Below are 26520 nucleotides of genomic sequence, written 5' to 3'. Positions count from 1 at the left end.
TATTATGTTCCAGTAATAAGCAGATTATTCAGGCGGGTCGTTGGAAAGCGCTTTTGCCTGCTTCATAGCCAGGTAATCTGTCGGCGTCATACCAAACTGTTTCAGAAAATTTCTGCCAAAATTGGTTTGAGATCCGTAGCCGGTCATATCAGCCACTTCATAAATTTTATACTTTCCTTCTACCAGTAATTCGGCTGCTTTTTTTAGCCGGGTGATATTGATTAATTCATTGGGAGTAAGATCGGAAATAGATTTAATTTTCCGGTACAATGTGGGTTTGCTCATGTTCATCAGCTTTGCCAGTTTTTCAACATCCAGCGCTGCATCTTCCAGGTTGGCGTATACGGCTTCGTTTACTTTTTCCAAGAACAACTCATCCGTTTTGGTATGTGCCATGCTTTTTATATGCACCAGCGGTGAGCTTACAAAATACTCTTTAATCTTAGCCCGGTTCATCAGCAGGTTGGCAATTTGTACCTGCAGGTATTCCGGCGAAAAAGGTTTTTCAATGTAGGCATCCGCACCAATTTCCAATCCCTGTATTTTTGACTGTAGTGTATTTTTTGCTGTTAGCAAAATCACCGGAATGTGGCTGTATTCAAAATTCGTTTTAATAATTTTACACAATTCAAAACCATCCATCACCGGCATCATAATATCTGATATCACCAGTTGTATTACTTCCTGCCTCAGCAATTCCAAAGCAGCTTCACCATCCATCGCTTTCACAATCGTATACTTTTCATTTAACTCAGTCTCTAAAAACTCAAGTATCTCTTCATTATCATCCACTAACAATAGCGTTGGTTTCATATCATTCATTGTTTATTGTATCCAGGCGGGCGCATTCAATTTTGCGCTTGCAGTTAATCCTGGTTGATCGGCATAACAAGATAAAAAACATTCATGTCATTTTCAGGCGCTTTAATATCCAGTATGCCTTTGTGCAACTGCACCAGCGAACGGGATAACGCCAAACCAATGCCGGTGCCTTTTTGTTTTTCCGTTTCTTTCAACCGGAAAAAAGGTTCAAATATCTTATCCTTCATTTCATATGGAACAAGATAGCCATCATTTTTAACCTCGATGGTGAAAGTGGTATCTGTTTCTTTAAAGGGCAGCAATTGTATAACAACTTTGGTAGCTGAATACTTGATGGCATTGCTGAAAAGATTGGTTAATATCTTGTTGAATGCATCCAGGTCAACGCTGGCAAAAAGTTTTTTTGCCGGCAGGTCAATGGTAAATGAACAATTTTTTTGTTCGGCCAGCGGCTTAAAGCTGGTAAAGGTATCTTCCAGTATTTCTGTGATATCCGTTGTTACGCAATGCAGGCTAAATCCTTTTATTTCCGTTTGCCTGAAATCAAGCAGTTGGTTGGTAAGATCAATTAGCCGGTCGGTATTGCGCTCCATAATTCTAAGACTGTCTTTTATAACCGGCATATCCTTCGTATTGCGGATCACTTTTTCCAGGGGCCCTTTTATGAGAGTTAAGGGCGTTCTTATTTCATGTGCTACATTGGTAAAAAATTCAATCTTAGCCTGGAAGATTTCTTTTTCCTTGGCACTTTCAAACGACTCAATTTTGCGCCTGTTTTTTTCTTCGGTACGGCGGTGAAAATTGCGCACAAAATACCAGATCAATAAAACGGTTGCGGCAATGTAAGCTGCAAAGGCCCAGCCCGTAGCCCACCAGGGGGGCAATATTTCGATAGTTAAAGTTGTTTCCTGTTTACTCCATACGCCACTGCTGTTGGCTGCCTTTACTTTAAAAGTGTAAGTGCCGGGCGAGAGCTCAGTAAAATAAACTTTGCGGTTTGTTTTAAGGTAGATCCAGTTGTTATCGAGCCCGTCCATCTGGTACTGGTATTCTGACATTTCAGGCGATGCGTAACTGAGTGCAGCAAAGTCAATACTAAAAGTAGATTGGTTATTATTCAGCACAATTTTATTGGTACTTATAATGGATTTTTTTAAAGGCGAACCATTTTTTGCAATCAACAATTCTTTATTAAAAATCTGGAAACCGGTAATATAAACGGGCGGTACAAAACTATCTTTTGTAAAATCGTCCGGCTGAAAACTGATCAGCCCTTTTACACTACCAAAATACATTTGTCCATCCTGGTCTTTAAAGGCAGAGTTAAAATTAAACTGGTCACTTAAAATGCCGTTCACCCTGGTGTATACAACCATTTGCCCTGTTGATGATGTAAAACAAACCAATCCACGGGATGTGCTGATCCATAAATTATTGTTTTTATCTTCCAGCAAATTCAATATAAAATTACTGGGTAGTCCGTCGGTAGTTGTGATCCTTTTAAAATTATTGCTGTCTCTGTTCAGCATGCACAAACCACCTTCGGTAGCAAACCAGATATTTTTTTTGCTGTCTTCAAAAATACTGTTCACCCTGTCATTACTCAGGCTGTTGTTATTTTTTACATCATGCCTAAAATTACCACTGGTGCCTGTTTTGGTGTTGTAATAATTTACGCCGTTGCCATAGGTGCTGGCCCAGATAATACCTTTCTCATCTTTTAAAATATTGGTGTACCAGTTATTCAAAGGCAAGCCCGGCAGCGGACTGAAATTGTTGGCCGCTTTATTAAATTGATAAGCACCCTGTGTGGTGCCTACCATAATTTCGCCCGTAGGCATTTGTGCAATGCAATAAATAAAATTGCTTTTTAAATCGTGTGCCGGGCCACCGTAATAATGTTGTTTAACCTTGCCCGTTTTAATATCCATCACATCCAGCCCGTTTTCAAAAGTGCCGATCCAGGCTTCGTCACCACTTATCAGCAAGCCGTGAATGTTAGTACTTGCGAGGCTTTGTTTGGCTCCCGTAGGTTGATAATGTGTAAACAATCTGGTTGCAGTATCATACTTGTTTAAACCTGCATCTTCGGTGCCAATCCACAGGTTACCAAAATGATCCTGGTGTATCTCTCTTACCACGTTACCACTGATAGAATTTTCATTTGGCTGTGGAAAGAATTTTTTAAAACTGGTATGCTGCTGGCGGTAATAATTAACGCCGCCGAAATAAGTACCGGCCCAAATGCTGCCTTCTTTATCTTTTACAAAGCAATACACCGCATTATCAGAAATGGAGTAGGGGTCGTTGTATTTTTTTTGCAAGTTGATGACATGGCCGCTTACAAGGTTGTAAATATAGATGCCAGACTCTGTACCAATCCAGCATTCATCCGGAGATGTTTGTACAAAATTGCGAACGAATATTTCTATTTTATTGGTGTTGTAAGTAAGAATGTCTTTGTAAATATTGGTTTGTATATCGAACAGTTTGGCGCCCTGGTTGGAAGTGCCCACCAATATTTTTCCGCCGCTTACTGCATACACCCGTTCAACCCATTTGTTTACCGCAGCAGGAGAATGACTGAATACATCATAACTGCTGAAGCTATTATTTGCTGCATTGTATTTTTTTATAAAACCGCTGGTAGTAGAAATCCAGATGGTTTGATCAGACGCTATACAAAGCGACGTCGCTTCAAAATATTGAGCAATGGGAAACTGGACTGTTTTATTTTTTTGCGCATTGTACCTGTATAAAGTAAAGCCCCATATATACCAGAGATTACCGTTGTTATCCATCCTGATATCCCGGATAGGTCCTTCGGCAGTGCCTTTTAGCAGCATAAAACTTTCGGTTACGGCATCGTATTTAAACAAACCATTTTCGGTACCTACCCACAAAACGTCCTGCTGATCTTCATATAAGCAATGAATAAAATTATTGCCGATGCTGCCGCTGTCGTCGGGGGCATTCCTGAAAATTTTAAATGAATAGCCATCAAAGCGGTCAAGTCCGTCTTTGGTACCAAACCATAAAAAACCCTTGTTATCCTGCAGGCTACAAATGGTGGCATTGTTGCTGAGTCCGTTCTCCACCTGGTAATGGCGAAAATAATATGACTGGCTGAACAGGTTTGCATTAAAGCAAAGCAGGCAAACAAGTATAGAAAATGGATGCTTCAACAGCCAGTGTTTTGATAAGGCTATAAAGATAAATGAATAGCGGCATGTGAACGCCGTCCCCCTGGTGCAACCTGTCAGCAGCTGGCCATAGCAATCAGGGCAGGGTGTATTTAAATTATTAAAAAAGGAACATTTTTAATAATTTAAGAAGTTAAACAATGAGATTTTAAAGCGAAAGTTTGAGAAGATATGCAGTATTGAATGGCAATAATAATTGGACTTTTACAATGTATTAACGATTCACCTACTGTCTGATGAAACGCTTGATGAAAGAAAAATAACGACAACAAAATCACGAATTCTTCATTTGCCAGTTATAGAATAATACAGCCGTTTTTTAAAACTGATTTATTTTTTCTTCAATTGTATTTTAAACACGGTTTAAAAACGGGAGGAATAAATAAAATATTTTTTTGAAGGTTATTATAATTGTAAAAATGACAATTATAAATTAAATAAAAAGATGTTTGCCAGGTCAATTATGCATATGCAACCAGATTTGCCCGACAACTAAACGCCGCTAACAAATTCATTCATTGTCCTAATATAATAACGCTGCCAACCGAAGGTTAAGCAGCATAAATCATCATCATCAAAACAAAGCTATATGAAAAAACAATTGCATAAGGTGCTGCTGCACACATCATGCATGCTGGTAATGGCACTGCTGCTGCTATCAGGCCAGGTTAAAGCCCAGGTAAATCAACTTTCGGGAACCGTTACCAGTGCAGGCAAGCCCGTTCAATTTGCTACTGTTTCAATCAAGCAAACAAAGACAACTGTAGCCAGTGATGCGGATGGTAAGTTTGAAATTAAAGCTGCACCGGGGCAAGTGCTGGTAGTAACCGCTGTTGGTTACGATGCAAAAGAAATCGCCATTCAAAATGAGACAACCTTACTGATTACGCTTACGCAGACAAGCTCCACCATGGATGAAGTGGTAGTGGTTGGTTACGGAACACAAAGAAAAAAGGATTTAACCGGAGCAATAAGTAATATCAATATTGCAGAGACAAAGAAATTCAGCACCAGCGACATTTCTCAATTGCTGCAGGGAAGGGCAACAGGCGTAGCAGTGAATAGCGATGGTCAGCCGGGTTCAGTTCCCAGTGTTCGTATCCGGGGCTTTAGTACATTCGGGGATGCACAACCATATTATGTTGTAGATGGCGTGCCCGGCGCATCTGTGCGTGATTTTAGCCCCAATGATATCGAAACAATGACAGTGTTGAAAGATGCATCCGCCGCCGCCATTTATGGTGCCGCCGCTGCAAATGGTGTAATCATCATCACCACAAAACAAGGAAAGAAAAATACCGCCATGACGGCCAATTACAATGGCTATTATGGATGGGATAAAGTGTGGCAGATTGAAAAAGTTACCGACAGGGTTCAATATCAAACCCTCAACAACGAGTCGAGGGTTAATGCAGGTAAACCTTTGTTTGCTGCAAATGATCCTTCTAACCCTGGTTATGTAAGCAATATCAATACAGACTGGCAAAAGCAGGGCCTTAAAACGGGCATGAGACAAAATCACAACATTGGTTTATCTGGCGGTGGCACCAATAATACCTATAATGTATCGCTTGATTATTTTCAAAATAAAGGAACTTATGTAGGCAATGGCCCAGACTATACTAGATATACAGCAAGGGTAAATACTACTGCAGAAAAAGGAATATTTAAAGTAGGTGAATCTATCAGCTATACACATTCACACGAAAACACGCTTACATTCAACGACAATATTCTGTTGGGTGGAATTCCTCCCATGATTGGTTCACTGGTGGTAGCTATTCCAACAATGCCGGTTTATGATACAGCAAACATTAATGGATACGGAGGATCTTCGTCAGAGTTTAATGGAGCCAATTCTTTAAATGCCATCGGCATCAATAATATCTTTAAAAATTCAGTTGATGTTGACAGAACTTTTGCGAATGTTTTTGGAGAAGTACAGTTATTAAAACATAGCGACCAGCATTTAAAGTTCAAGACTAGTTTAAGCTATGATAAAACAGTTACCAGGGACATCGTTTGGCAACCTGTGTTTTATTTAGGAAAATTTTTCAGTAGCAATACAGCAAGACTGGATGATAATTCAAGAGTATATACCAATGCTTCCATTGAAAATACGCTGAACTACGATAAGACCTTTGGCAAGCATTCCATCGAAGCATTGGCCGGTCAGTCGTACAGGTACAGCAGTGCTATTTTAAGATATAGCCATGCAGAAGGATTTACTGTTCCCTATTATCCTGTACTAAGTAACGGGCAAACCACTTCAGCTAAAGGAACCGAGTTCTACAGCGCTTTAAGTTCTTATTTCGGCAGAGTCAACTATGCTTACTCTGACCGCTATTTATTGTCGGCTTCCATCAGAAGAGACGGATCCTCAAGGTTTGCACCAGCCAACAAGTTTGGTTATTTTCCTGCTGCTTCAGTAGGCTGGAAGATCAGCAACGAAGGTTTCTGGAATGTGCCAAGGTCAGTGGTTTCATCACTTAAATTAAGAGGCAGTTATGGTAAATTGGGTAACCAGCAAATTGCAGACTATCAGTTCCAGGGAACCATTAATTCCGGTGTAGTATACACATTTAATGGAGTAAGAAACACAGGTGGTATTCAAACCCAAGTAGCATCACCTGATATTAAATGGGAAGCGAAATCGGTTACCAACCTTGGTTTTGACGCATCATTCTTAAGTGGTCACCTTGATTTTTCTGCAGAATATTACAAAGCAGTAAGCACTGATATTTTAGTGGGTATTACCATTCCTGCCAGCGTAGGTTTTGAAAACCTGACACCTGTTGTAAATGCAGCCTCTCTCGAAAATAAAGGATTTGAGTTTGTTGCTACTTATCATAAAAACAAGGGCGCTTTCACATACGATATTTCTGGCAACTTATCTACCGTTAAAAATAAAGTACTTGCACTGGGTGGTACCAACGCACCTATTTATGGTGTGGGATCAAGAACTATTGTTGGCGGTGAAGTAGGTGAGCAATATGGTTTTATTTCTGAAGGTCTTTTTCAAACCCAGGCCGAAATTGATGCACATGCAACACAGTCAGGCGGTGCAAAACTGGCTCCCGGAGATGTGAAGTATAAAGATATCAGCGGACCAAACGGAAAGCCTGATGGAGTAGTAGACGAAGCTTACGACCGCGTTCGGTTGGGAAGCAGTATTCCAAAATTGAATTATGGTTTTAGTTTCTCTGCGGCATATAAGAAATTTGATTTGGCTGTATTCGCTTCAGGCAGTGCCAAATTTTTAATCAACAGCAGAATGTACCGTGACCTGCATCACTCAGCCGGCGCTTTGAATTACAGCGTTGATATGCTGAACCGCTGGACACCAACAAACACCAATACAACAATACCAAGATTAAATGATGATGATGTAAACAACTTCAAAGATTCCAATCGTCCAGGCTGGTTGCAGGATGGTTCTTACCTGAGAATTAATACTGTATCTGTTGGCTACACTTTACCTGAAAATATCATTAAAGGGTTGACCAAATCAAGGTTTTACGCAACAGTTCAAAACTTATATACTTTTCAAAAGTATACCGGCTACAATCCTGATTTTACATCAGGTGTATTTAACCCGGGATTTGATTTTGGATCTTATCCAAAACCAAGAACTTTTATGTTAGGTGTACAACTGGTATTTTAAACTGCAAAATCATTAAACAAAAATTTATGAAAAAAATAATATACCTCTTTATCGGCTGCTGCTTTATTAATAGCGGCTGTGATAAAAAGCTGGACCTGGTAAACCCAAATTTATTAACCACTTCTTCTTACTGGAAAACGAGGGAGCAGGCCTATGCAGGATGCACTGCCATTTACAACGCATTGACTGTTGATGGTTCTTATATGCGTTCATTTCCTGGTCTTACAGATAGTCGCGGTGATGACTTTAAAGGTGACAGTCCATGGCTGGATCTTGTTTTGACGGGAGAATTTATTATACCGACCACTTCAGCGCCAGTATTCTGGATATGGAGAGAGTTTTACCTGGTTGTAAACAGGTCGAACCAGGTTATTGCAAATGTTAGCAATTACCCTGAATCAGTGTTAACAGCGGATGAAAAAAGCAGGATATTGGGACAGGCCTATTTTCTTCGTGGATTAGCGTATTATAACCTGGCTACCACTTTTAAAGCCGTACCTGTAATTACAGAACCCGTTGCCAATCCTAGCGAATACTTTGCGGCTACTGCTACAGAAGAGGTATTATGGAACCAGATTTATTCGGATTTACAAATAGCAGAATCAGATTTGCCGATAACTTACAGCAATGTTACCGGCTTGGATAATGGAGAAATTGGAAGAGCTACCAAAGGTGCTGCAGCTGGTTTATTGGGTAAAGCTTACCTGTACAGAAAAGATTATGCAAAGGCTGGAGCACAGTTTGAAAAATTCTTTACCGGGTCATTAAAAGATGTATATGGCCTGATGCCAGACTACAGGGATAATTTTAAAGACGTGAATGAAAATAACAAAGAGTCGTTGTTTGAGGTTCAGTTTACTGAAGGAACAGGTACAGATATTAACTGGTGCTGCGACCCTGCAGGATCATGGAAACAGGTACAGGCCATTTCTGTTACTTACGGAATGGAAGGTGCTGGTTTTTCTGATTACTTACCAACCCGGTGGATATATGATGAATACAAGAAAGAAAAAACAGTAGATGGCAAAAGTGACCCGAGGTTGCTTGTTACAATTGCATCTTATGAGCCGGATGATAATTCAACCAAAGCTTATGGAAGAGACTGGTGGAATCCAATTACTGCCATCTACCCAAGAAAATATACCAATGATGGAGTAGGCAATGGCAAAGCATTTGAAGGGGCAGCGGAATCAGGTATCAATTACAGGGTGTTAAGGTATGCAGATATTTTATTGATGTATGCTGAAGTGTTGAACGAAACAGGCAAAACTGCTGAAGCTTATCCCTATATTCAACAGGTAAGATCAAGAGCCAAATTACCTGATCTTGCTACCACTAAACCAGGTATGAGCCAGGCAGAAATGCGGGATCAGTTGTCACATGAAAGAGCGCTTGAATTCGCTATTGAAGGTCAGCGCATCAATGACCTTATTCGCTGGGGTTGGTTTAACGATCCTGCAAAGCTGGCAGAATTAAAAACACACGATGCTGATTTTAACACCTACAAAACAGGTCATGAATACCTTCCTATTCCTCAGCAGGAACTGGACGTAAATAAAAACCTGTTACCTAACTCCGCCAACTAATTTGGTAAGCGATAATTCCTGTTCATATAAAAAATTATATGGGCAGGAATTTTTCGCAGTGGAAGTTGAAGGTATTTAAATTTTTCGCGTTATTTTTTATGCCGATGTAGTGCTCACAATACTTAACTTGAACTTACCTTGTTATCAACAATGTTCATCAATAAGAAAATATACCGGTTGTTTTTTTTGCTTCCATTGTTTATTGATGGTTGTAAAAATAATACCCCGGATGCTTTTCAATTTACATTGTTGAACGGGGGCGAAACCAATATCAGCTTCGACAATAAAATCACTGAAAGCGATTCCATCAACATTTTTACCAACGAATACATGTTCAACGGATCAGGTGTTGGAATAGGCGATTTTAATAACGATGGCTTACCCGATATTTATTTCTGCGGCAGTATGGTCAGCAGCAAATTGTATCTGAATAAAGGCAATTTTAAGTTTGAAGATATAACAGAAAATGCCGGTGCACAAACAGGCAAATGGTGTACTGGTGTGAGCATTGTTGACATTAACAACGATGGGTTTGCCGATATCTATGTTTGTGCTTCTCATTCAAGAGATGTAAGGCAAAGGCAAAATTTATTGTTCATTAATGATGGCAATGCCGGCAATACAAAGGGTACAGTACATTTTACAGAACAGGCTGCGGCTTATGGTTTAGCCGATACAGGTTACAGTACACAGGCTGCTTTTTTTGATTTTGATAAAGATGGTGACCTGGACATGTATTTACTCAATCACCGTTTGTACAGTCATACTGCCAACTATCTCGAGTTGAAAGATACCAGCGGCAATTCACCTGCGCAAGACAGGTTATACCGCAATGATGGTACTCCCCAGGGGCAAACCCACCCTGTGTTTCATGAGGTATCAAAACAGGCCGGTATAAAAGAAGATGGCTATGGTTTGGGTGTTGTAATTACAGATGTAAACAACGATAACTGGCCGGATATTTATGTAGCCAATGATTATATCGCCAATGATATTTTATGGCTGAACAACCACGATGGTACCTTCTCCAATGTTATTGCCACTTCAATGAAACATCAGAGTTATAACAGCATGGGTGTAGATGCTGCAGACATCAACAATGACGGGCTACCCGACATAGCATCATTGGATATGCTGCCAGAAAGCAATGAAAGGAAAAAGATGATGGCCAGCGCTACCAGCCAGGAAAAATTTGATATGCAGCAGCGGTTCGGCTACCAGCCTTCTTACGTAAGAAATATGTTGCAGTTAAATAATGGCAGCATGTTAATTGATAATAAAAAGCAACCACGTTACAGTGAAATAGGCCAGCTGGCCGGTATTGCGGAAACAGATTGGAGCTGGAGTGTGTTGATGGCTGACTTTGACAATGATGGGTGGAAGGACATTCATATCACGAATGGCTTGGGAAAAGATGTAACCAACAATGATTATACTGCTTTCAGAAACGGACAAACACACACCAACAATTATACGTTCGGCGGTGGTGCTGCAGAGAAGGCATTGGACAAGGCATCCATACAAACACTGCGTAAAAATATTGACCAGTATGGTAGTGTAAAAATGGACAACTATCTGTTTCATAATAATGGTGACATAACGTTTACAGACATGACAAAGATGGCGGGATTTGCTATACCATCTATTTCAAATGGAGCAGCATATGCTGACCTGGATAATGATGGTGACCTTGACCTGGTAGTGAATAACATGAATGAACCTGCATTTATATGGAGGAATGAAATAAGGAAATCCGTTAAAGACAGCACAAGTAATTTTATAACAATTCAGTTAAATGGTTCATCAAATAATCTTTCTGGCTTCGGGGCCAAAGTCACTGTATTTAATAAAACATCAACTCAGTTTGCTGAACAATCACCTGTAAGGGGATTCTCTTCCAGCGTAGACGCAAGACTTCATTTTGGCATTGGAAATGTAAGTATAATCGATTCGCTAAAAATTCGATGGCCGGATGATAAGGAGCAATTAATTAAAGCGATAAAAGCAAACCAGGTTTTGGTTATAAATTATGCTGATGCAAGAGTACCTATTGTACAAAAAGAATTAACTGAGCCGGTTAAACTATTTACAGATATCAGTGATCAGTTGGGTATTGATTTTAAACACACAGAAGCCCAAAATTTTGATTTTGGTTATCACCAGCCTTTGCCGCAAAAGTATTCTCAACTCGGCCCCTGCCTTGCAACAGGTGACGTAAACGGCGATGGATTGGAAGATTTTTTTGTTGGCGGTGCAACCAATCAATCCGGTAAAATATTTATTCAAAAACCGGGCGGTGGCTTTGCATTAACCAACCTGGTTGAAGGCAATAAACCGGAAGAAGATTTGGGTGCGGTATTGTTTGATGCAGATGGCGATAAAGATCTTGATTTACTGATTACTGGCGGCAGCTTCGAATTCAGTGTTGCAAAATACAACCAACCGCGTTTGTATGTCAATGACGGGAAGGGTAATTTTACTTTAAATGCTACAGCACTTCCGGCAATTACTGATATTACAAATGCTGTTACGGTCGCGGATTATGACGGCGACGGCGATATAGATATCTTCATTGGCGGCCGGTTATTACCGCAAAAATATCCGCAATCTCCCCGCAGTTATATTTTACAAAACAATAAAGGACAATTTACGGATGTAACAAAGGATGTATGCGACGCACTGCAATTTCCCGGGATGATCACCGGTGCCATCTTTACTGATTTTGACAATGATAAAAAAGCAGATCTTATTATTTGTGGCGAATGGACTGCTGTGAGGTTCTTTAAAAATGTAAATAATAAACTGGTTGACATAACAGGAGCAACAGGTCTTACAAATATGAATGGCTTATGGCGCTCACTGCAGCAAGCCGACATAGATAAAGATGGTGACATGGATTACATTATCGGCAACATGGGCCTTAATAACAGGTTTCATATTGCTGCGGACAAGCCGATGACATTGTATGCAAAAGATGCAGATAAGAATGGATTTGATGAATTGATCCCTGCGTACTATATCAAAAACAAGTCAGATCAATATGAGTTGTTTCCGGCCCTCGACAGAAATCAGCTGGCCGAACAAATTCCATCTGTTAAGAAAAAATATTTGCTGCATGCAGATTATGCGAACATTACGATGAAGCAATTTTTATCTGATTATGGCGACGATGGATGGATGAAATTAATATGCGAAACATCGGCGTCAGTCTGGATAGAAAATTTGGGCAACGGAAAATTTAAAACGCACCTATTGCCGGTTGAAGCACAGTTTGCGCCGGTTAATAGTATCGTAGCTGAAGACATTGATAGTGACGGCAATGTTGATTTGATGTTAGCAGGTAATGAATACCAGGCGGCTTTAAGCACCGGCCGTTATGATGCTTCATATGGACTTGCATTGCTGGGAAATGGTAAAGGGAATTTTGCTCCTGTTAACATGTTTAATAGCGGGCTGGTCATTGACGGTGATGTAAAAGATATGAAGCTTATCAACACAAAAAGCAAGGGTAAATTATTAATTGCAGCGCCGAATGACAGTAAATTGAAAACATTTGTTTTGAATTTATCAGGCAGATAAGCTGTTTAGTAAAAATGCAGGCAACAATAATTTCAAAAACAACTGACAACATGAAATATCTGTCTTTTATAATAGTTGCAGCTTTGATGGTAGCAGCTTCAGGTTGTGGTAAAACAAGTACACCCACACCTGTGCCACCTGTAACGCCACCGGTGGTGGTGCCGACGGTTACAGATACTTTTCCGGGACCAACTTATGCGGATAACTATATTTCAATAGCAGGCTGGGATAGCCGGGCACAATGGAACCTGGCCAATGTGCATGATCCAACAGTCACTAAGTGTGGTGATTATTATTACATGTATCAAACAGATGCTTCTTATGGAAATGCATTGGATGGTCATGGACATTATCCATACCGTCGTTCCAAGGATCTGGTGAAATGGGATTTTATGGGTACGGCTTTTACCAGCGTACCGGCATGGGTAAAAGATTCTTTAAATAATAAACGGGCCCGCATGGTGCCGGCACTGCCTGCCATCGACAATCCCAGTTATGGTTACTGGGCGCCCTGCATTAGAAAAGTGGGCAACAAATACCGGCTGTATTATTGTGTGGTGGTATTGGATCCTATTGTGGGTACAGATTACAATACGTCCTGGTCTGAAAGAGCATTTATTGGTTTGGCAGAATCGGATGATTTGGCTACCAATGTATGGACAGATAAAGGCATGGTTGTATGTTCTGAACCTGACGGACTGGAAAGTTATATCAGGAATGGCGGATCAGACTGGAACGCGTATTTTAAATTCAATGCCATCGATCCCAGCTTTATCATTACACCAGAGGGTGAACATTGGCTGGTTTATGGTTCATGGCATACAGGAATTGCTGCGTTAAAATTAAATGCTGCTACCGGCAAGCCGGATAAGTTGGAAACGATCAATGATTATGGTGTGCGCATAGCAGGCCGAGGTAACATCAGCAACAACCGCTGGCAGGCACTGGAAGCACCAGAAATTATTTACAACGAAACGACCGGTTATTATTATTTGTTTATGGCTTATGATGAATTATCGGTAGCGTACAATACCCGTGTGGCAAGATCGAGAAATATTACAGGTCCTTACGTGGGTATGGATGGTGGCAACGTAACCGCGGGTGCAGAGTGCTGGCCGATCGTAACGCATCCGTATGCCTTCAACAATCATACTGGCTGGGTAGGTATCTCTCACTGTGCCGTGTTTCAAAATCCGGATACCAAAGAATGGTTTTATGCTTCGCAGGGACGTCTGCCAAAAGATGTTCCGGGCGTGAATGCATCCAATGCGTTGATGATGGGGCAGGTGAGGAGCATTCAATGGACGGAAGATGGATGGCCGGTGGTGATGCCTGAGCGGTATGCGGCAGTGCCTAAATCTACTATCACTGAGCAATCATTGGTGGGCAACTGGGAACAGATCACTTTACAATACCAGTATCAGGTAATTCAACATGCTGTGAGCGTAACATTGAGTGCAGATAAGAAAGTAAGCGGCGGTGTAACCGGAGGCTGGTCGTTTGATGCGACAACCAGTTTATTAAACATCAATGGTAACAAATATATTGTAAAAGATGCCTGGGATTGGGAAGCTGCGACAAGAGTAGTAACGCTAACCTATGCCGGGCTTACATCCTCTGGTGTATCTGTTTGGGCAAAGAAATTACGATAATGCCTGCTTTTATAATTTAACCGGCAATAGCTATGCGCATTTATTTAACTTCGGTTGATTGTTATGAATAAATGTATAAAAACAAAAAGTATGAAAAAAAAATGTGCGTTGTTGTTACTGGTATTGGTAGCAGCATCTAAACTTGGATTTGCCCAGCAAAATACGATTGCCATCAATTCAGCTGCGGCTAAAGTTACCATTAGTAAAAATATTTATGGCCATTTTGCAGAGCACCTCGGGCACTGTATTTATGATGGTTTTTATGTGGGAGATACGTCTAAAATACCCAATACAAATGGCGTGCGCAATGACATTATCGATGCGTTGAAGAAATTAAAAATTCCCAACCTGCGCTGGCCAGGGGGATGTTTTGCAGATACCTATCATTGGAAAGATGGTATTGGACCGAAAGATAAACGACCTGCCATGGTAAACAAATGGTGGGGCGGCGTTACTGAAGATAACAGCTTTGGCACGCACGATTTTTTAAACATGTGCGAACTGCTGGGCGCTGAACCTTATCTTTCTGGTAATGTTGGAAGTGGCACCGTACAAGAGTTGGCCGATTGGGTGCAGTATACCAACTTTAAAGGCAAAAGTCCGATGAGCGATCTGCGTACGCAAAACGGCAGAACTGAACCCTGGAAGGTAAAGTTATGGGGCATCGGCAACGAAGCCTGGGGCTGCGGTGGAAATATGAAACCTGAATATTATGCAGATGAATACCGCAAGTACGCCACCTTTATTTCCGACTGGGAAAATAGCGGCGGCTTATTGCGCATTGCATCTGGTGCAAGCGATGCTGACTATAACTGGACAGAAACCCTGATGAAAAATATTCCATTGAACATGCTGGGTGGCGTGGCCATGCATCATTACTCGGTGCTTGACTGGAATAAAAAAGGGCCTGCCATTGAATTTTCTGAAGAACAATATTTTGGTATCATGAAGCAGGCATTGCTGATGGATGAGCTTGTAACCAAACACGCCGCAGTGATGGATAAATATGATCCTGCTAAAAAGATTGCATTGGTGGTAGATGAATGGGGCGGATGGTATGATGTAGAGAAAGGTACCAATCCCGGTTTTTTATACCAGCAAAATACCATCCGGGATGCGATGATTGCAGGCGTTACACTGAATATTTTTAACAACCATGCCGACAGGGTGCGTATTGCAAATTTGGCGCAATGCGTAAATGTGCTGCAGGCTGTTATTTTGACCAACAAAGAAAAAATGATCCTTACACCTACTTACCATGTAATGGAAATGTACAATGTGCACCAGAACGCAACATTGCTGCCATTAACGGTTACAGGCAACGACTATACTTTTAACGGACAAAAATTACCGGCTGTTTCTGCCTCTGCATCTAAAGATAGTACCGGTGCCATTCATATTTCCTTGGTGAATATTGATCCGGCTCATGCCCAAAAAATTGACGTAAATATCGGCGATGAAAAAGTAAAAACAGTAGCTGCAAAAGTGCTTACTTCAAAAAAATTGCAGGACTATAATTCATTTACCGAGCCTGATAAAATAAAGCCGGTTGTATTTAAAGATTTGGCACTGAACAAAAATATTTTATCTATCACAGTACCGCCAACAGCAGTTATAGTGGTAACTCTTAAATAAAAATACACAAGAAAGGTAATTACTGTAACACTGTTTATACCTGCCTTTGCAATTTGGTTAGACCTTAGTTCGTGTACACTTAGAAAAATAAGCAATTAACAGTATTAAATCCCTATAATAAAAAAAATAAAAGCATGCGTATTAAAAAGTTGCTTGTTGCCGTTTCGCTCACAACAGGTTCGTTGCTGCCTTCATTGACGCAGGCGCAAAATAACAGTGTTATTGCCGTACAGGTAAATAAACCCATAGCCGATGTACAACCCACCATGTGGGGAGTGTTTTTTGAAGACATTAATCTCGGTGCTGATGGAGGCATTTATGCGGAGCTGGTAAAGAACCGCTCCTTCGAATTTTACCAGCCATTGATGGGCTGGAAAGTAACACAAAATAAATTCAACGAAGGCAGTGTACTGGTGGTAAACCGGGAAGAAAAAAATACAAACAATCCGCGTTTTATACGTATCACAAAAGACGCGGCTGCCGATACTCTTGGAATCAGCAATGAAGGCTTTCGCGGCATGGGCATTAAGAAAGGATTGCGCTATGATTTTTCTGTATTATACCGCCAGCAAACCCCTGGCTTAACAATGCATGCAGAACTCGTGAGCACAGCTGGTAAAGTAATTGGCAGCACTACTTTACAGCCATCCGCCGGAAATGGAGATTGGTCAAAAGCCGCCGTCAGCTTTAATGCTACCGATACTTCATTAAAAGCATCTTTCAATATCTGGTTTGAAGGAACCGGTAAAATTGACCTCGATATGATCTCTTTATTTCCGGAAGATACCTGGAAAAAAAGACCCGGCGGTATGCGGGCAGATATGATACAATTGCTTGCCGATATGAAGCCGGGTTTCATCCGTTTCCCGGGTGGTTGTATTGTTGAAGGACATGAATTGTCAACAAGGTATCAGTGGAAAAAAACAATCGGGCCTGTAGAAGAACGCCAGTTGAGCATCAACCGCTGGAACGGAGAATTTGCACACCGGCCAACACCAGATTATTTTCAAACATTCGGCCTTGGCTTCTTCGAATATTTTCAACTGGCGGAAGACATTGGGGCAGCGCCTTTGCCCATCTTAAATTGTGGCATGGCCTGCCAGTTTAATACGGCAGAAGTTATTCCAATCGATCAGTTGGATCCTTATGTACAGGATGCATTGGACCTGATAGAATTTGCCAATGGTGACGCAACCACTCAATGGGGTAAAGTAAGAACACAGATGGGGCACCCGGCGCCATTTAATTTAAAGATGATGGGCGTGGGCAATGAAAACTGGGGTCCGCAATATGTAGAACGGTTAAAAATATTCAGCAAGGCCATCAAAGCAAGATATCCGGACTTTAAACTGGTAAACAGCTCTGGTACAGATCCGAACGGCGATCGTTTTGATTACCTGAATGGCGAGCTGCGAAAAATGAATGCCGACATTATTGATGAGCATTATTACCGCAGGCCGGAATGGTTCCTGGCCAATGCCGCACGTTATGATAATTATCCAAGAAATGCTTCTAAAATATTTGCCGGTGAATATGCCGCACAAAGTGATAAAACGGTAAGCATCGATAACAGGAATAATACAGAAACCGCCATCGCAGAAGCAGCCTTTATGACAGGCCTTGAACGCAATGCTGCGGTGGTTAACATGGCATCTTACGCACCCTTGTTTGCACACATAGATGGCTGGCAATGGACGCCCGATTTGATTTGGGTGAACAACCTGCAATCTTATGGAACGCCTAACTATTATGTACAAAAATTATACAGCACCAACAAGGGAACCAATGTGGTGCCGGCGTTAATGGAAGGCAAATCTGTTTCAGGGCAGGACAGCCTGTACGTATCTGCAGTAACTGATAAAAATACAAACGATGTAATTATTAAAGTGGTGAATGCTTCGGCCAAACCCATCAATAAAGCCATCACTATTAATGGCGTAAAAAAATTAAACCCTGCTGCAACCGTAACTGTTTTAAAAGGCAATTCGGTGCTGGATGTAAATAGTTTTGCAAATCCTGAAGCGGTAAGTCCAGCTACTTCTGCAGTTCAGCTAAAAGGCAATAAACTGGCGGCTTCTTTACCAGCCTATTCCTTCAGCGTGTACCGCATTGGTATGAAATAAATTGTATGAAAAATTTTCTTTTTGCTTTATTGATGCTGGCAACGTTTACCGTTGCCGGTCAAACAAAGCCTGCAATAAATGATACACTCATTTCTGTACATGATCCCGTGATCATCCGGCAGGACAGTATGTACTACATCTTTTGTACAGGCCAGGGCATCACCGCTTTTTCTTCGCCGGATATGAAACACTGGAAACAATTAAAGCCGGTTTTTGATAAGGCGCCGCAATGGGCGGTGGATGCCATTCCATCTTTCAGGGGACATATCTGGGCACCGGATATCAGTTATCACAACGGGCAGTTTTATTTATATTACGCGGTATCCGCCTTTGGAAAAAATACTTCCTGCATTGGCCTGGCAACCAACAAAACACTGGATCCTTCTTCTAAAAATTTTAAATGGATAGATCACGGAAAAGTAATACAGTCTGTTCCTGGAAGAGATATGTGGAATGCGATTGATCCTAACCTGGTCATGGATGAAAACAATATACCCTGGCTGGCTTTTGGGTCGTTCTGGAACGGAATGAAACTGGTGAAATTAGACAGTGCTCTGACCGCTGTTGCACAGCCCGAGGAATGGTACACGGTTGCTGCACGGAAAAGAGATTTTATACTGCCCGATTCCGTTGCAGGCGACGCCGCTATCGAAGCGCCCTTTATTTATCATCACGGAAAATATTTTTATCTTTTTGTCTCTTTTGATTATTGTTGCCGCGGCGAAAAAAGCACTTATAAAATGATGGTGGGCAGAAGTGAAAAAGTAACGGGCCCTTATGCAGACCAGGATGGCGTGCCCATGAATTTAGGCGGGGGCAGCACGGTGCTGGAAGGTGATAAAAACTGGCATGGCGTAGGCCACAATGCGGTAGCCAATTTTAGTGGTACCGACTATCTTATTTTTCATGGATATGATGCGGCAGACAATGGAAGAAGTAAATTGCGGATTGAAAAATTAGCGTGGTTCAACGATTGGCCGATGGTAGAAAGAAGGCGCTGATAAAACAGCAGTAATATTAATTGTCAGCCTCAGAATTATTGTCATAAATTTAATTTTTATTATCAACAACACTTCCCCCAAAAGGAGCGGAGGCAAAAAAAACATATGAAAAAATCAACTCTCTCTGGCATTGCAATTAGTTTTGCAATATTTTTCACATCCTGTAACAACAGCACTAACAATCAAACAACTACTACGGAGAAAATGGAAACAAAAGCAGGCGTAACAAAAACTGCCTGGGGCAACACCGATGGCAAGGAAGTATTTTTATATACCATCACCAACGCAAAAGGTGTACAGGTTAAAATTTCTAATTATGGTGCAACGATTACGTCCTGGGTATCGCCGGATAAAAATAACAAGCCTTCCAGTATTGTACTGGGGTTTGACAGTTTAAGCGGCTATCTCGCCAAGCCACCTTATTTTGGCGCAGTGGTTGGGCGTTATGGTAACCGCATTGCAAAAGGTAAATTTAAAATTGACAAAACTGAGTATACTCTTGCCACCAACAATGGCCCTAATGCATTGCACGGAGGCTTAAAAGGTTTTGATAAACAAGTGTGGGATGCAACCCCGGCAAGTGATTCTACAGCAAGTATAGAACTGAGTTATTTGAGCAAGGATGGAGAAGAAGGCTATCCGGGCAATTTAAAAGTAGCCGTTCGCTACACTTTAACTGATGACAATGAGTTAAAGATTGAATACAGCGCCAGCACAGATAAAGCCACTGTATTGAATGTTACCAACCATAGTTATTTTAATTTAACAGGCGATGTAAACAACAGTATTCTCGATCATACATTGATGATTGATGCAGACAATTACACACCCGTTGATACAACACTGATACCAACAGGCGAAATTAAATCTGTTAAAGGAACACCGTTTGATTTTACAAAAGCCAAAAAAATAGGTCTTGAAATTGGCGCTGTGAGCGGTGGATATGATCACAACTTTGTGTTGAATAAAAAAGATTCTTCCCTGTCAAAAATTGTTGAATTAAAAGACAGTATTTCAGGAAGAACGCTGGAAGTATACACTACACAGCCTGGTGTTCAGTTTTATACCGGAAATTTCCTGGATGGAAAATTCTCTACACCTGATGGTAAAAAAATAAATCAGCATGCAGCGATGTGTTTGGAAACACAACACTTTCCTGATTCACCAAATGAACCAAAATTTCCTACCACTTTGTTATTGCCCGGTCAGCAGTTTCACAGTGTTACAGTGTACAAACTTTCCGTAAAATAATACTACAATTATACAAATGATTTTAAAAAATATAAAAAAAGCAACTACCGGTTTAATCGCCGGTAGTTGCTTTTTTGCTATAGCCTGTGCTGAGATTTTACAGCCGGTCTTTGCGCAGCAGCTTACCAGTAGCATTACCATTGATGCAAAAAAAGTAACGGGCACTTTTGATCCTGTGTGGAGTTATTTCGGTTACGATGAAGCCAATTATACCACCATGAAAGATGGTAAAAAATTGCTGTCTGAATTAGCAGTGCTTAGCAAAAATCCGATCTATGTTCGGGTGCATAATTTACTAAACACAGGTGATGGAAAAGTAGCGTTAAAATGGAGCAGTACCAACGCTTACACAGAAGATAAAGAAGGTAAACCTGTTTATGACTGGACGGGCGTAGACGCTATTTTTGATGTGATGGTACAACGTGGTATGAAGCCCATTGCAGAGATTGGTTTTATGCCCGAAGCCTTGTCTACCAGGCCACAGCCATACCAGCATCACTGGCAGCCCGGCGTGCCCTACGATTCCGTCTTTACCGGTTGGGCCTACCCACCAACCGATTATAAAAAATGGGGCGAGCTGGTGTACCAATGGGTAAAACACTGTAAAGAAAAATATGGGGAAAAGGAAATAAAAACCTGGTGCTGGGAAGTGTGGAATGAACCCAATATTGGTTACTGGAAAGGTACTATGGAAGAATATTTTGCATTGTATGATTATGCGGCTGATGCGGTGAAAAGGGCATGTCCTGGTGCCATCATTGGCGGCCCTACGTCCACCGGTCCAAGGTGGGATAAAGCTGCAGATTTTTTGAAAGCATTTCTGCAACATTGCGTGGATGGTACAAATAATGCCACCGGCAAAACCGGTGCGCCATTGGATTACATTTCTTTTCATGCCAAAGGAAATCCAACGGTGGTAAATAACCAGGTAAGGATGAATATGGCCGTGCAGTTGCAGGATGTTTCAAGAGGTTTTGAAATTATCAGCACCTTTCCTTCTTTAAAAAAATTACCCATCATTATCGGTGAGTTTGATCCGGAAGGTTGTGCCGCTTGCTCTGTTAAGTTCAATCCGCAGAATGCCTATCGCAATGGAACGATGTATTCGAGTTATACAGCCGCTTCGTTTGCGCAATTGTATGCGCTGGCAAAAAAGTATGATGTAAACCTGCAGGGTGCTGTAAGCTGGTCATTTGAATTTGAAGACCAGCCCTGGTTTGCAGGCTTTCGCGACCTGGCGACAAATGGTGTTGATAAGCCTGTACTGAATGTCTTCAGAATGTTTGGAATGATGAAAGGAAAGATGCTGGAGGTAAATAATCCGAACACTCTTTCACTGCAGCAAATAGTTGATAGCAGTGTTCACGGCGACCAGCCTTACGTTAGTTCGCTGGCGACTTTAGGTACGAAGGAATTGTACATTTTGCTTTGGAATTATCATGATGACGATAGTAAAAAATCCACCGCATTGATAAATCTGCTGCTGAAAAATATCCCAGCTTCAAAAGCCATGGTTAGCAGTTATCTGGTGGATGAAACAAATAGCAATTCGTACACCGTTTGGAAAAATCTCGGCTCACCGCAGCAAGTGACTGCAGCTCAATTCAGCCAGTTGGAAAAGGCAGGGAAATTACAATCAGTAGAAACAAATAAGCAGGTGGCTGTTTCAAAAGGAAACATCCATTACCAGTTATCGTTAGCCGGGCAGGGAGTAACTCTGTTAAAAGTAACCTGGTAAATACTTTGCCTAAGAAAATATTTAGTTACTAATATTGCACAAAATTTGTGTAAAAAGCAATTCATCAGCAGCATGAATTGCTGGAAAAAAGTTGACAATGAAGATTAAAGCCAAAGCATTTTTATTTGATTTGAATGGAACCGTCATTGATGACATGCCTTACCATGCAGAAGCCTGGCGCAACATTTTAAATAATGACCTGGGGGCAAACTTTACAAAAGAAGAAGTGAAGGTACAGATGTATGGTAAAAATGAAGAAGTGCTCACCCGCTTTTTTGGTGAGGGATATTTCACGATGGATCGTATGAATGAATTATCCATTGAAAAAGAAAAAAGATACCAGGAAGCTTATCTTCCGAAACTGGCTTTAATTGACGGATTAAAAGAATTTTTAGTAATGGCAAAAGCAGCCGGTATCAAAATGGCAATCGGTTCCGCAGCCATTCCCTTCAATATTGATTTCGTGTTAGACAATCTCAACTTGCGGGAATATTTTCCGGTGGTAGTAAGTGCGCACGATGTTACCATCAGCAAACCACACCCAGAAACTTTTTTACAATGTGCCGCGGCATTGGATGTGGATCCTAAAGATTGCATCGTATTTGAAGATGCACCCAAAGGCGTGGAAAGCGCCCTGAATGCGGGTATGCAAACTTTCGTGCTGACAACAACCCATCCCAAAGAAGATTTTGAACAATACAATAATGTGATTGGTTTTGGTGCTGATTATAAAGAACTTTTTGTGGGTTAAGCGGCTAAACAAGCTTGCAACTGTTGCGATGTTTTTGTTGTCAACGTAAAAAAGTCGATGCGCACTTTACTTCTAACTATAACAACACGCCTTATTTTTTCCTGCAAAAAAGAAAATGCAGCACCCGGAAAAACCGTGGAAATTGATCTCTTAAAAAGTTTTCAACTTGTAACCGGCCAATGCAGGATTAATCCATCCACTGCCACCCTGCAGGATACAGTCGCCATTGGCAATAATGATATCCAGCGATATTCAATTACCGATCACACATTTACCCTAAATTTTTTGACAATTCAAAGGGTAAAAGCATTCAGGGATTTTACTCCTTTTGCTGTAACTGTAGATAAGCAAGTTGTCTATTATGGAATTTTTAAGTCGGCGTATTCAGGCGCCAGCTGTGACAACTCGATCACAATGAGTAATATTTTTTCCGCTGATAATAAAATAGTAATGCAACTCGGTTATCCCGGTATGTTACAAGGGACAACAGTAGAAGACCAGCGTAATAACCCGAAATTAATCGCCACCTTACGAAGGCAGGGAAAAATCGAATAATTTAAAACCTTCTATACAATCTGAATATTTCACAACCCATTTTTTATCCCATCTCATCCCATTTTTTTCTAAAAATATTTTTACCGGGTGTACATATTTTTAGATTTCATTAACAAAAACTTCACCCATCCTGCTATGTTTCCTTTCATCACAATGTGCTGTAAGCCGCATCACCACTCATCTTCCTAAAATAACTATTCATCCAAATAGTCTTTCATTGCTGTAACTTTTTAGATTGCTTTGCGTTCAATCAACTCAGTCAGATCAATCAAAAAATAATTATAATGAAAAAACTAACTACAAGTTTTTTAGCCGCGGTGTTGTTTATTACATCTCCCGCAATGGCTCAAACGGCAGGCAAAATTTCGGGCCAGGTTGCCGACAACAACAATAAGCCGCTACAGTCAGTCACTGTTTCGCTTCTGCAACCGAAAGACAGTTCCCTGGTAAAGGCTGCCGTTTCCGGCAATGATGGTGCATTTGAATTTACAACAAAAAAAGCAGCAGGCTACATTATCAGTTATGCCATGGTAGGGTACGAAACTAAATACAGTGATTCTTTTTATGTAAAAGAAGGCGATACCTACATAGTGAAAAATGTACAAATGGTTGCTGCTACAAATAAATTACAAGGCGTTACCGTAATTGCTAAAAAACCGATGATAGAAATTAAGGCAGATAAAACGGTGTTTAATGTAGAGGCCAGCATCAATGCCACTGGCAGCAATGCCTTGGAGTTGCTGCAGAAAAGTCCCGGCATGCAGGTAGATAACAATGACAATATCAGCATGAAGGGAAAGTCAGGTGTGAAGGTATATGTAGACGGAAAAATGATGCAGCTGGATACTAAAGATTTGGCGGCCTATTTAAAAAGTATCAACAGCGATGATGTGGAAGCCATTGAAATGATCAGCAACCCAAGTGCAAAATATGATGCCAGCGGCAATGCGGGCATCGTAAATATTCGTTTAAAAAAGAATAAAAAATTTGGCACCAATGGCAGTACCAACCTGGGTTTTACACAGGGCGTTACTCCTAAAGGCAATGGCTCCGTAGCATTGAATTACCGGGATAAAAAAATAAACCTGTTTAGCAATGTAGGCGCCAACATTGGCGAATACCGCAACACACTTAGATTATTCCGCATTCAAAAAGATACCGCCTACAACCAGCAGAGCATTAATACCAATGACAACAAAAACATCAACATAAAAGCGGGTGCAGATTATTTTATAGACAATAAAAATACCATCGGCTTTTTAGCCACCACCAATTTTGGAAATAACGAATGGTCAAGCAATACCAACACGCCTATTTTTTATAACCCTACCGGCAAGTTTGTAAAAAATTTAAAGGCAGTCAATATTGTTCCCGGAAACCGCACCAATGCTAACTTCAATGTGAATTACCGCTACGCTGACACCAGCGGAACAGAAATTAATTTTGATGCGGATTATGGATTGTTCAGGGGGCGTAGTCACAGTTACCAACCCAATTATTATTATGGCGATAATGATAATTTAATTTACAGCGTCATCAACAGAAACAGTACGCCAACAGACATCAACATCTACACCGCCAAAGTGGATGTTGAGCAAAAACTGGGTAAAGGCAAGCTTGGCTATGGCGCAAAAACTTCTTTTGTAACAACAAAAAATGCGTTCGATTTTTTTGTCGACAACAGCGAAGGCACACCGGTAAAAATACTGGACAGAAGCAATCAATTTAAATACACGGAAAATGTAAATGCTGCCTACGGAAATTACCAACGCCAGCTGAACGCAAAGTGGAGTATACAAACCGGGTTAAGGATGGAACAGACCAACAGCGAAGGCGACCTGACAAGAGAAGACGGAGTTATTCAGGCTGACAATACCGTTAAAAAAAGTTACATAGACTTTTTTCCAAGTGCTGCCGTTACCTGGAACCTGCATAAAAATCATACACTCAACCTTACCTACAGTCGCAGAATTGACCGGCCAACTTACCAGGATTTAAACCCGTTTGAAAATAAACTGGATGAACTGACTTATGAAAAAGGCAATGCTTTTTTGCGCCCGCAGTACACGGATAATGTAGAGCTGACGCATACTTTCATGGGCATTATTAATACAACAGTGGGCTACAGTCATGTAAAAGATTATGCTACGCAGGTAACTGATACTACCAATAATGCAACTTATGTACAGCAGCAAAACCTGGCAACACAAAATATTATTAACATCAATATCGGCTCATCTTTACCTATCAATAAATGGTGGAGCGGTTACGCCAATATCTGGTATAACTACCAGATGTTTGATGGCGCCATTGGCACAAAAGCTCTAAAAGTAAACATCCCGGGCTATGGTGCCTACCTGCAACAAAGTTTTATTTTAGGTAAAGATTATACAGCCGAAATGAGTGGATGGTTCAGCGGCCCAAGCGTATGGGCAGCCACCTGGAAAACAAAACCGCAGGGTGGTGTGGATGTAGGATTGCAAAAATTGTTCTGGAAGAAAAAGGCCACCGTTAAAGTGTCTGCAACAGATATATTTCATACATCACCCTGGAAAGCTACCAGTGATTTTGGAGGTCTTCGGATCAACGCAGGTGGTTCCTGGGAAAGCCAGACAGTCCGTGTAAATTTTACCTATCGTTTCGGAAGCAACCAGATCAAAAGCTCAAGAGACAGAAAGACCGGGTTGGACAGCGAATCAAAAAGAATAAAATAAAAGCGGTCAACCGCTAAACAATCAAGCGACTCAATCACAATAACCACAAAATCCCCGCGAGGGGATTTTGTTTTGTAGAAACTTTTTTGGCCAGGCAGTTACAGCTATGAGCAACTTCATTGGCGTCGCACTCTTGTACAATTTATCATTGCTGAACTTTTATTATGTTGTTTTGGATTAAGCCACGCCGTGGCATCGTGCTACGGCATTCAAATTAGCAGCTTCTTCAATAAAAAAAGTGTCTGC

At 41.0% G+C, this 26520-nt stretch carries 14 protein-coding genes; 12 read left to right on the top strand and 2 right to left on the bottom strand.

All coding sequences use genetic code 11. The features are described 5' to 3' along the window. Nucleotides 1-24: 24 nt before the first annotated feature. Together QWZ08_RS08740 and QWZ08_RS08735 are read right to left on the bottom strand one after the other, a co-directional pair. The gene (locus QWZ08_RS08740; RefSeq protein ID WP_290337012.1) at nt 25-813 is read right to left on the bottom strand and encodes a response regulator; all 789 of its coding nucleotides are present in this window, start codon (nt 811-813) and stop codon (nt 25-27) included. A 53-nt stretch (nt 814-866) separates the two neighbouring features. Then, complete coding sequence (locus tag QWZ08_RS08735; protein ID WP_290337011.1) at nt 867-4007, bottom strand: ligand-binding sensor domain-containing protein; 3141 nt, start codon at nt 4005-4007, stop codon at nt 867-869. Nucleotides 4008-4614: 607 nt separating this feature from the next. Here QWZ08_RS08735 and QWZ08_RS08730 point away from each other — a divergent pair. The 12 genes from QWZ08_RS08730 to QWZ08_RS08675 all read left to right on the top strand — a co-directional run bounded on the left by QWZ08_RS08730 (nt 4615) and on the right by QWZ08_RS08675 (nt 26274). Then, nucleotides 4615-7689 carry a SusC/RagA family TonB-linked outer membrane protein gene (locus tag QWZ08_RS08730; RefSeq protein WP_290337010.1) on the top strand — a complete coding sequence of 1025 codons (3075 nt, stop codon included), beginning with the start codon at nt 4615-4617 and terminating at the stop codon, nt 7687-7689. A gap of 26 nt (nt 7690-7715) precedes the next feature. Beyond that, a complete protein-coding gene (locus QWZ08_RS08725) occupies nt 7716-9275 on the top strand; it encodes a RagB/SusD family nutrient uptake outer membrane protein (RefSeq protein ID WP_290337009.1) in 1560 nt (519 codons plus the stop codon). Between the two features lie 150 nt (nt 9276-9425). Then, nucleotides 9426-12854: a VCBS repeat-containing protein gene (locus tag QWZ08_RS08720; RefSeq protein ID WP_290337008.1), complete on the top strand. Its 3429-nt coding sequence runs from the start codon at nt 9426-9428 to the stop codon at nt 12852-12854. A 50-nt stretch (nt 12855-12904) separates the two neighbouring features. Beyond that, complete coding sequence (locus QWZ08_RS08715; protein WP_290337007.1) at nt 12905-14506, top strand: arabinan endo-1,5-alpha-L-arabinosidase; 1602 nt, start codon at nt 12905-12907, stop codon at nt 14504-14506. 90 nt (nt 14507-14596) lie between these two features. After that, complete coding sequence (locus QWZ08_RS08710) at nt 14597-16141, top strand: alpha-N-arabinofuranosidase (protein WP_290337006.1); 1545 nt, start codon at nt 14597-14599, stop codon at nt 16139-16141. A 134-nt stretch (nt 16142-16275) separates the two neighbouring features. Next, nucleotides 16276-18264: an alpha-L-arabinofuranosidase family protein gene (locus QWZ08_RS08705; protein ID WP_290337005.1), complete on the top strand. Its 1989-nt coding sequence runs from the start codon at nt 16276-16278 to the stop codon at nt 18262-18264. A 5-nt stretch (nt 18265-18269) separates the two neighbouring features. Next, nucleotides 18270-19265 carry an arabinan endo-1,5-alpha-L-arabinosidase gene (locus QWZ08_RS08700; protein ID WP_290337004.1) on the top strand — a complete coding sequence of 332 codons (996 nt, stop codon included), beginning with the start codon at nt 18270-18272 and terminating at the stop codon, nt 19263-19265. A 105-nt stretch (nt 19266-19370) separates the two neighbouring features. Continuing rightward, nucleotides 19371-20516: an aldose epimerase family protein gene (locus QWZ08_RS08695; protein WP_290337003.1), complete on the top strand. Its 1146-nt coding sequence runs from the start codon at nt 19371-19373 to the stop codon at nt 20514-20516. 16 nt (nt 20517-20532) lie between these two features. Beyond that, nucleotides 20533-22254: a GH39 family glycosyl hydrolase gene (locus QWZ08_RS08690; protein ID WP_290337002.1), complete on the top strand. Its 1722-nt coding sequence runs from the start codon at nt 20533-20535 to the stop codon at nt 22252-22254. A gap of 97 nt (nt 22255-22351) precedes the next feature. After that, nucleotides 22352-23005 carry an HAD family hydrolase gene (locus tag QWZ08_RS08685; protein WP_290337001.1) on the top strand — a complete coding sequence of 218 codons (654 nt, stop codon included), beginning with the start codon at nt 22352-22354 and terminating at the stop codon, nt 23003-23005. 57 nt (nt 23006-23062) lie between these two features. Then, a complete protein-coding gene (locus QWZ08_RS08680; protein ID WP_290337000.1) occupies nt 23063-23560 on the top strand; it encodes a hypothetical protein in 498 nt (165 codons plus the stop codon). Between the two features lie 284 nt (nt 23561-23844). Continuing rightward, nucleotides 23845-26274, top strand: coding sequence for a TonB-dependent receptor (locus QWZ08_RS08675; RefSeq protein ID WP_290336999.1), 2430 nt, complete (start codon nt 23845-23847; stop codon nt 26272-26274). Nucleotides 26275-26520 lie beyond the last annotated feature (246 nt).

This window comes from Ferruginibacter paludis, assembly GCF_030409685.1.
GTDB lineage: Bacteria > Bacteroidota > Bacteroidia > Chitinophagales > Chitinophagaceae > Ferruginibacter > Ferruginibacter paludis.
This window is presented reverse-complemented; position numbering and strand designations above follow the sequence as displayed.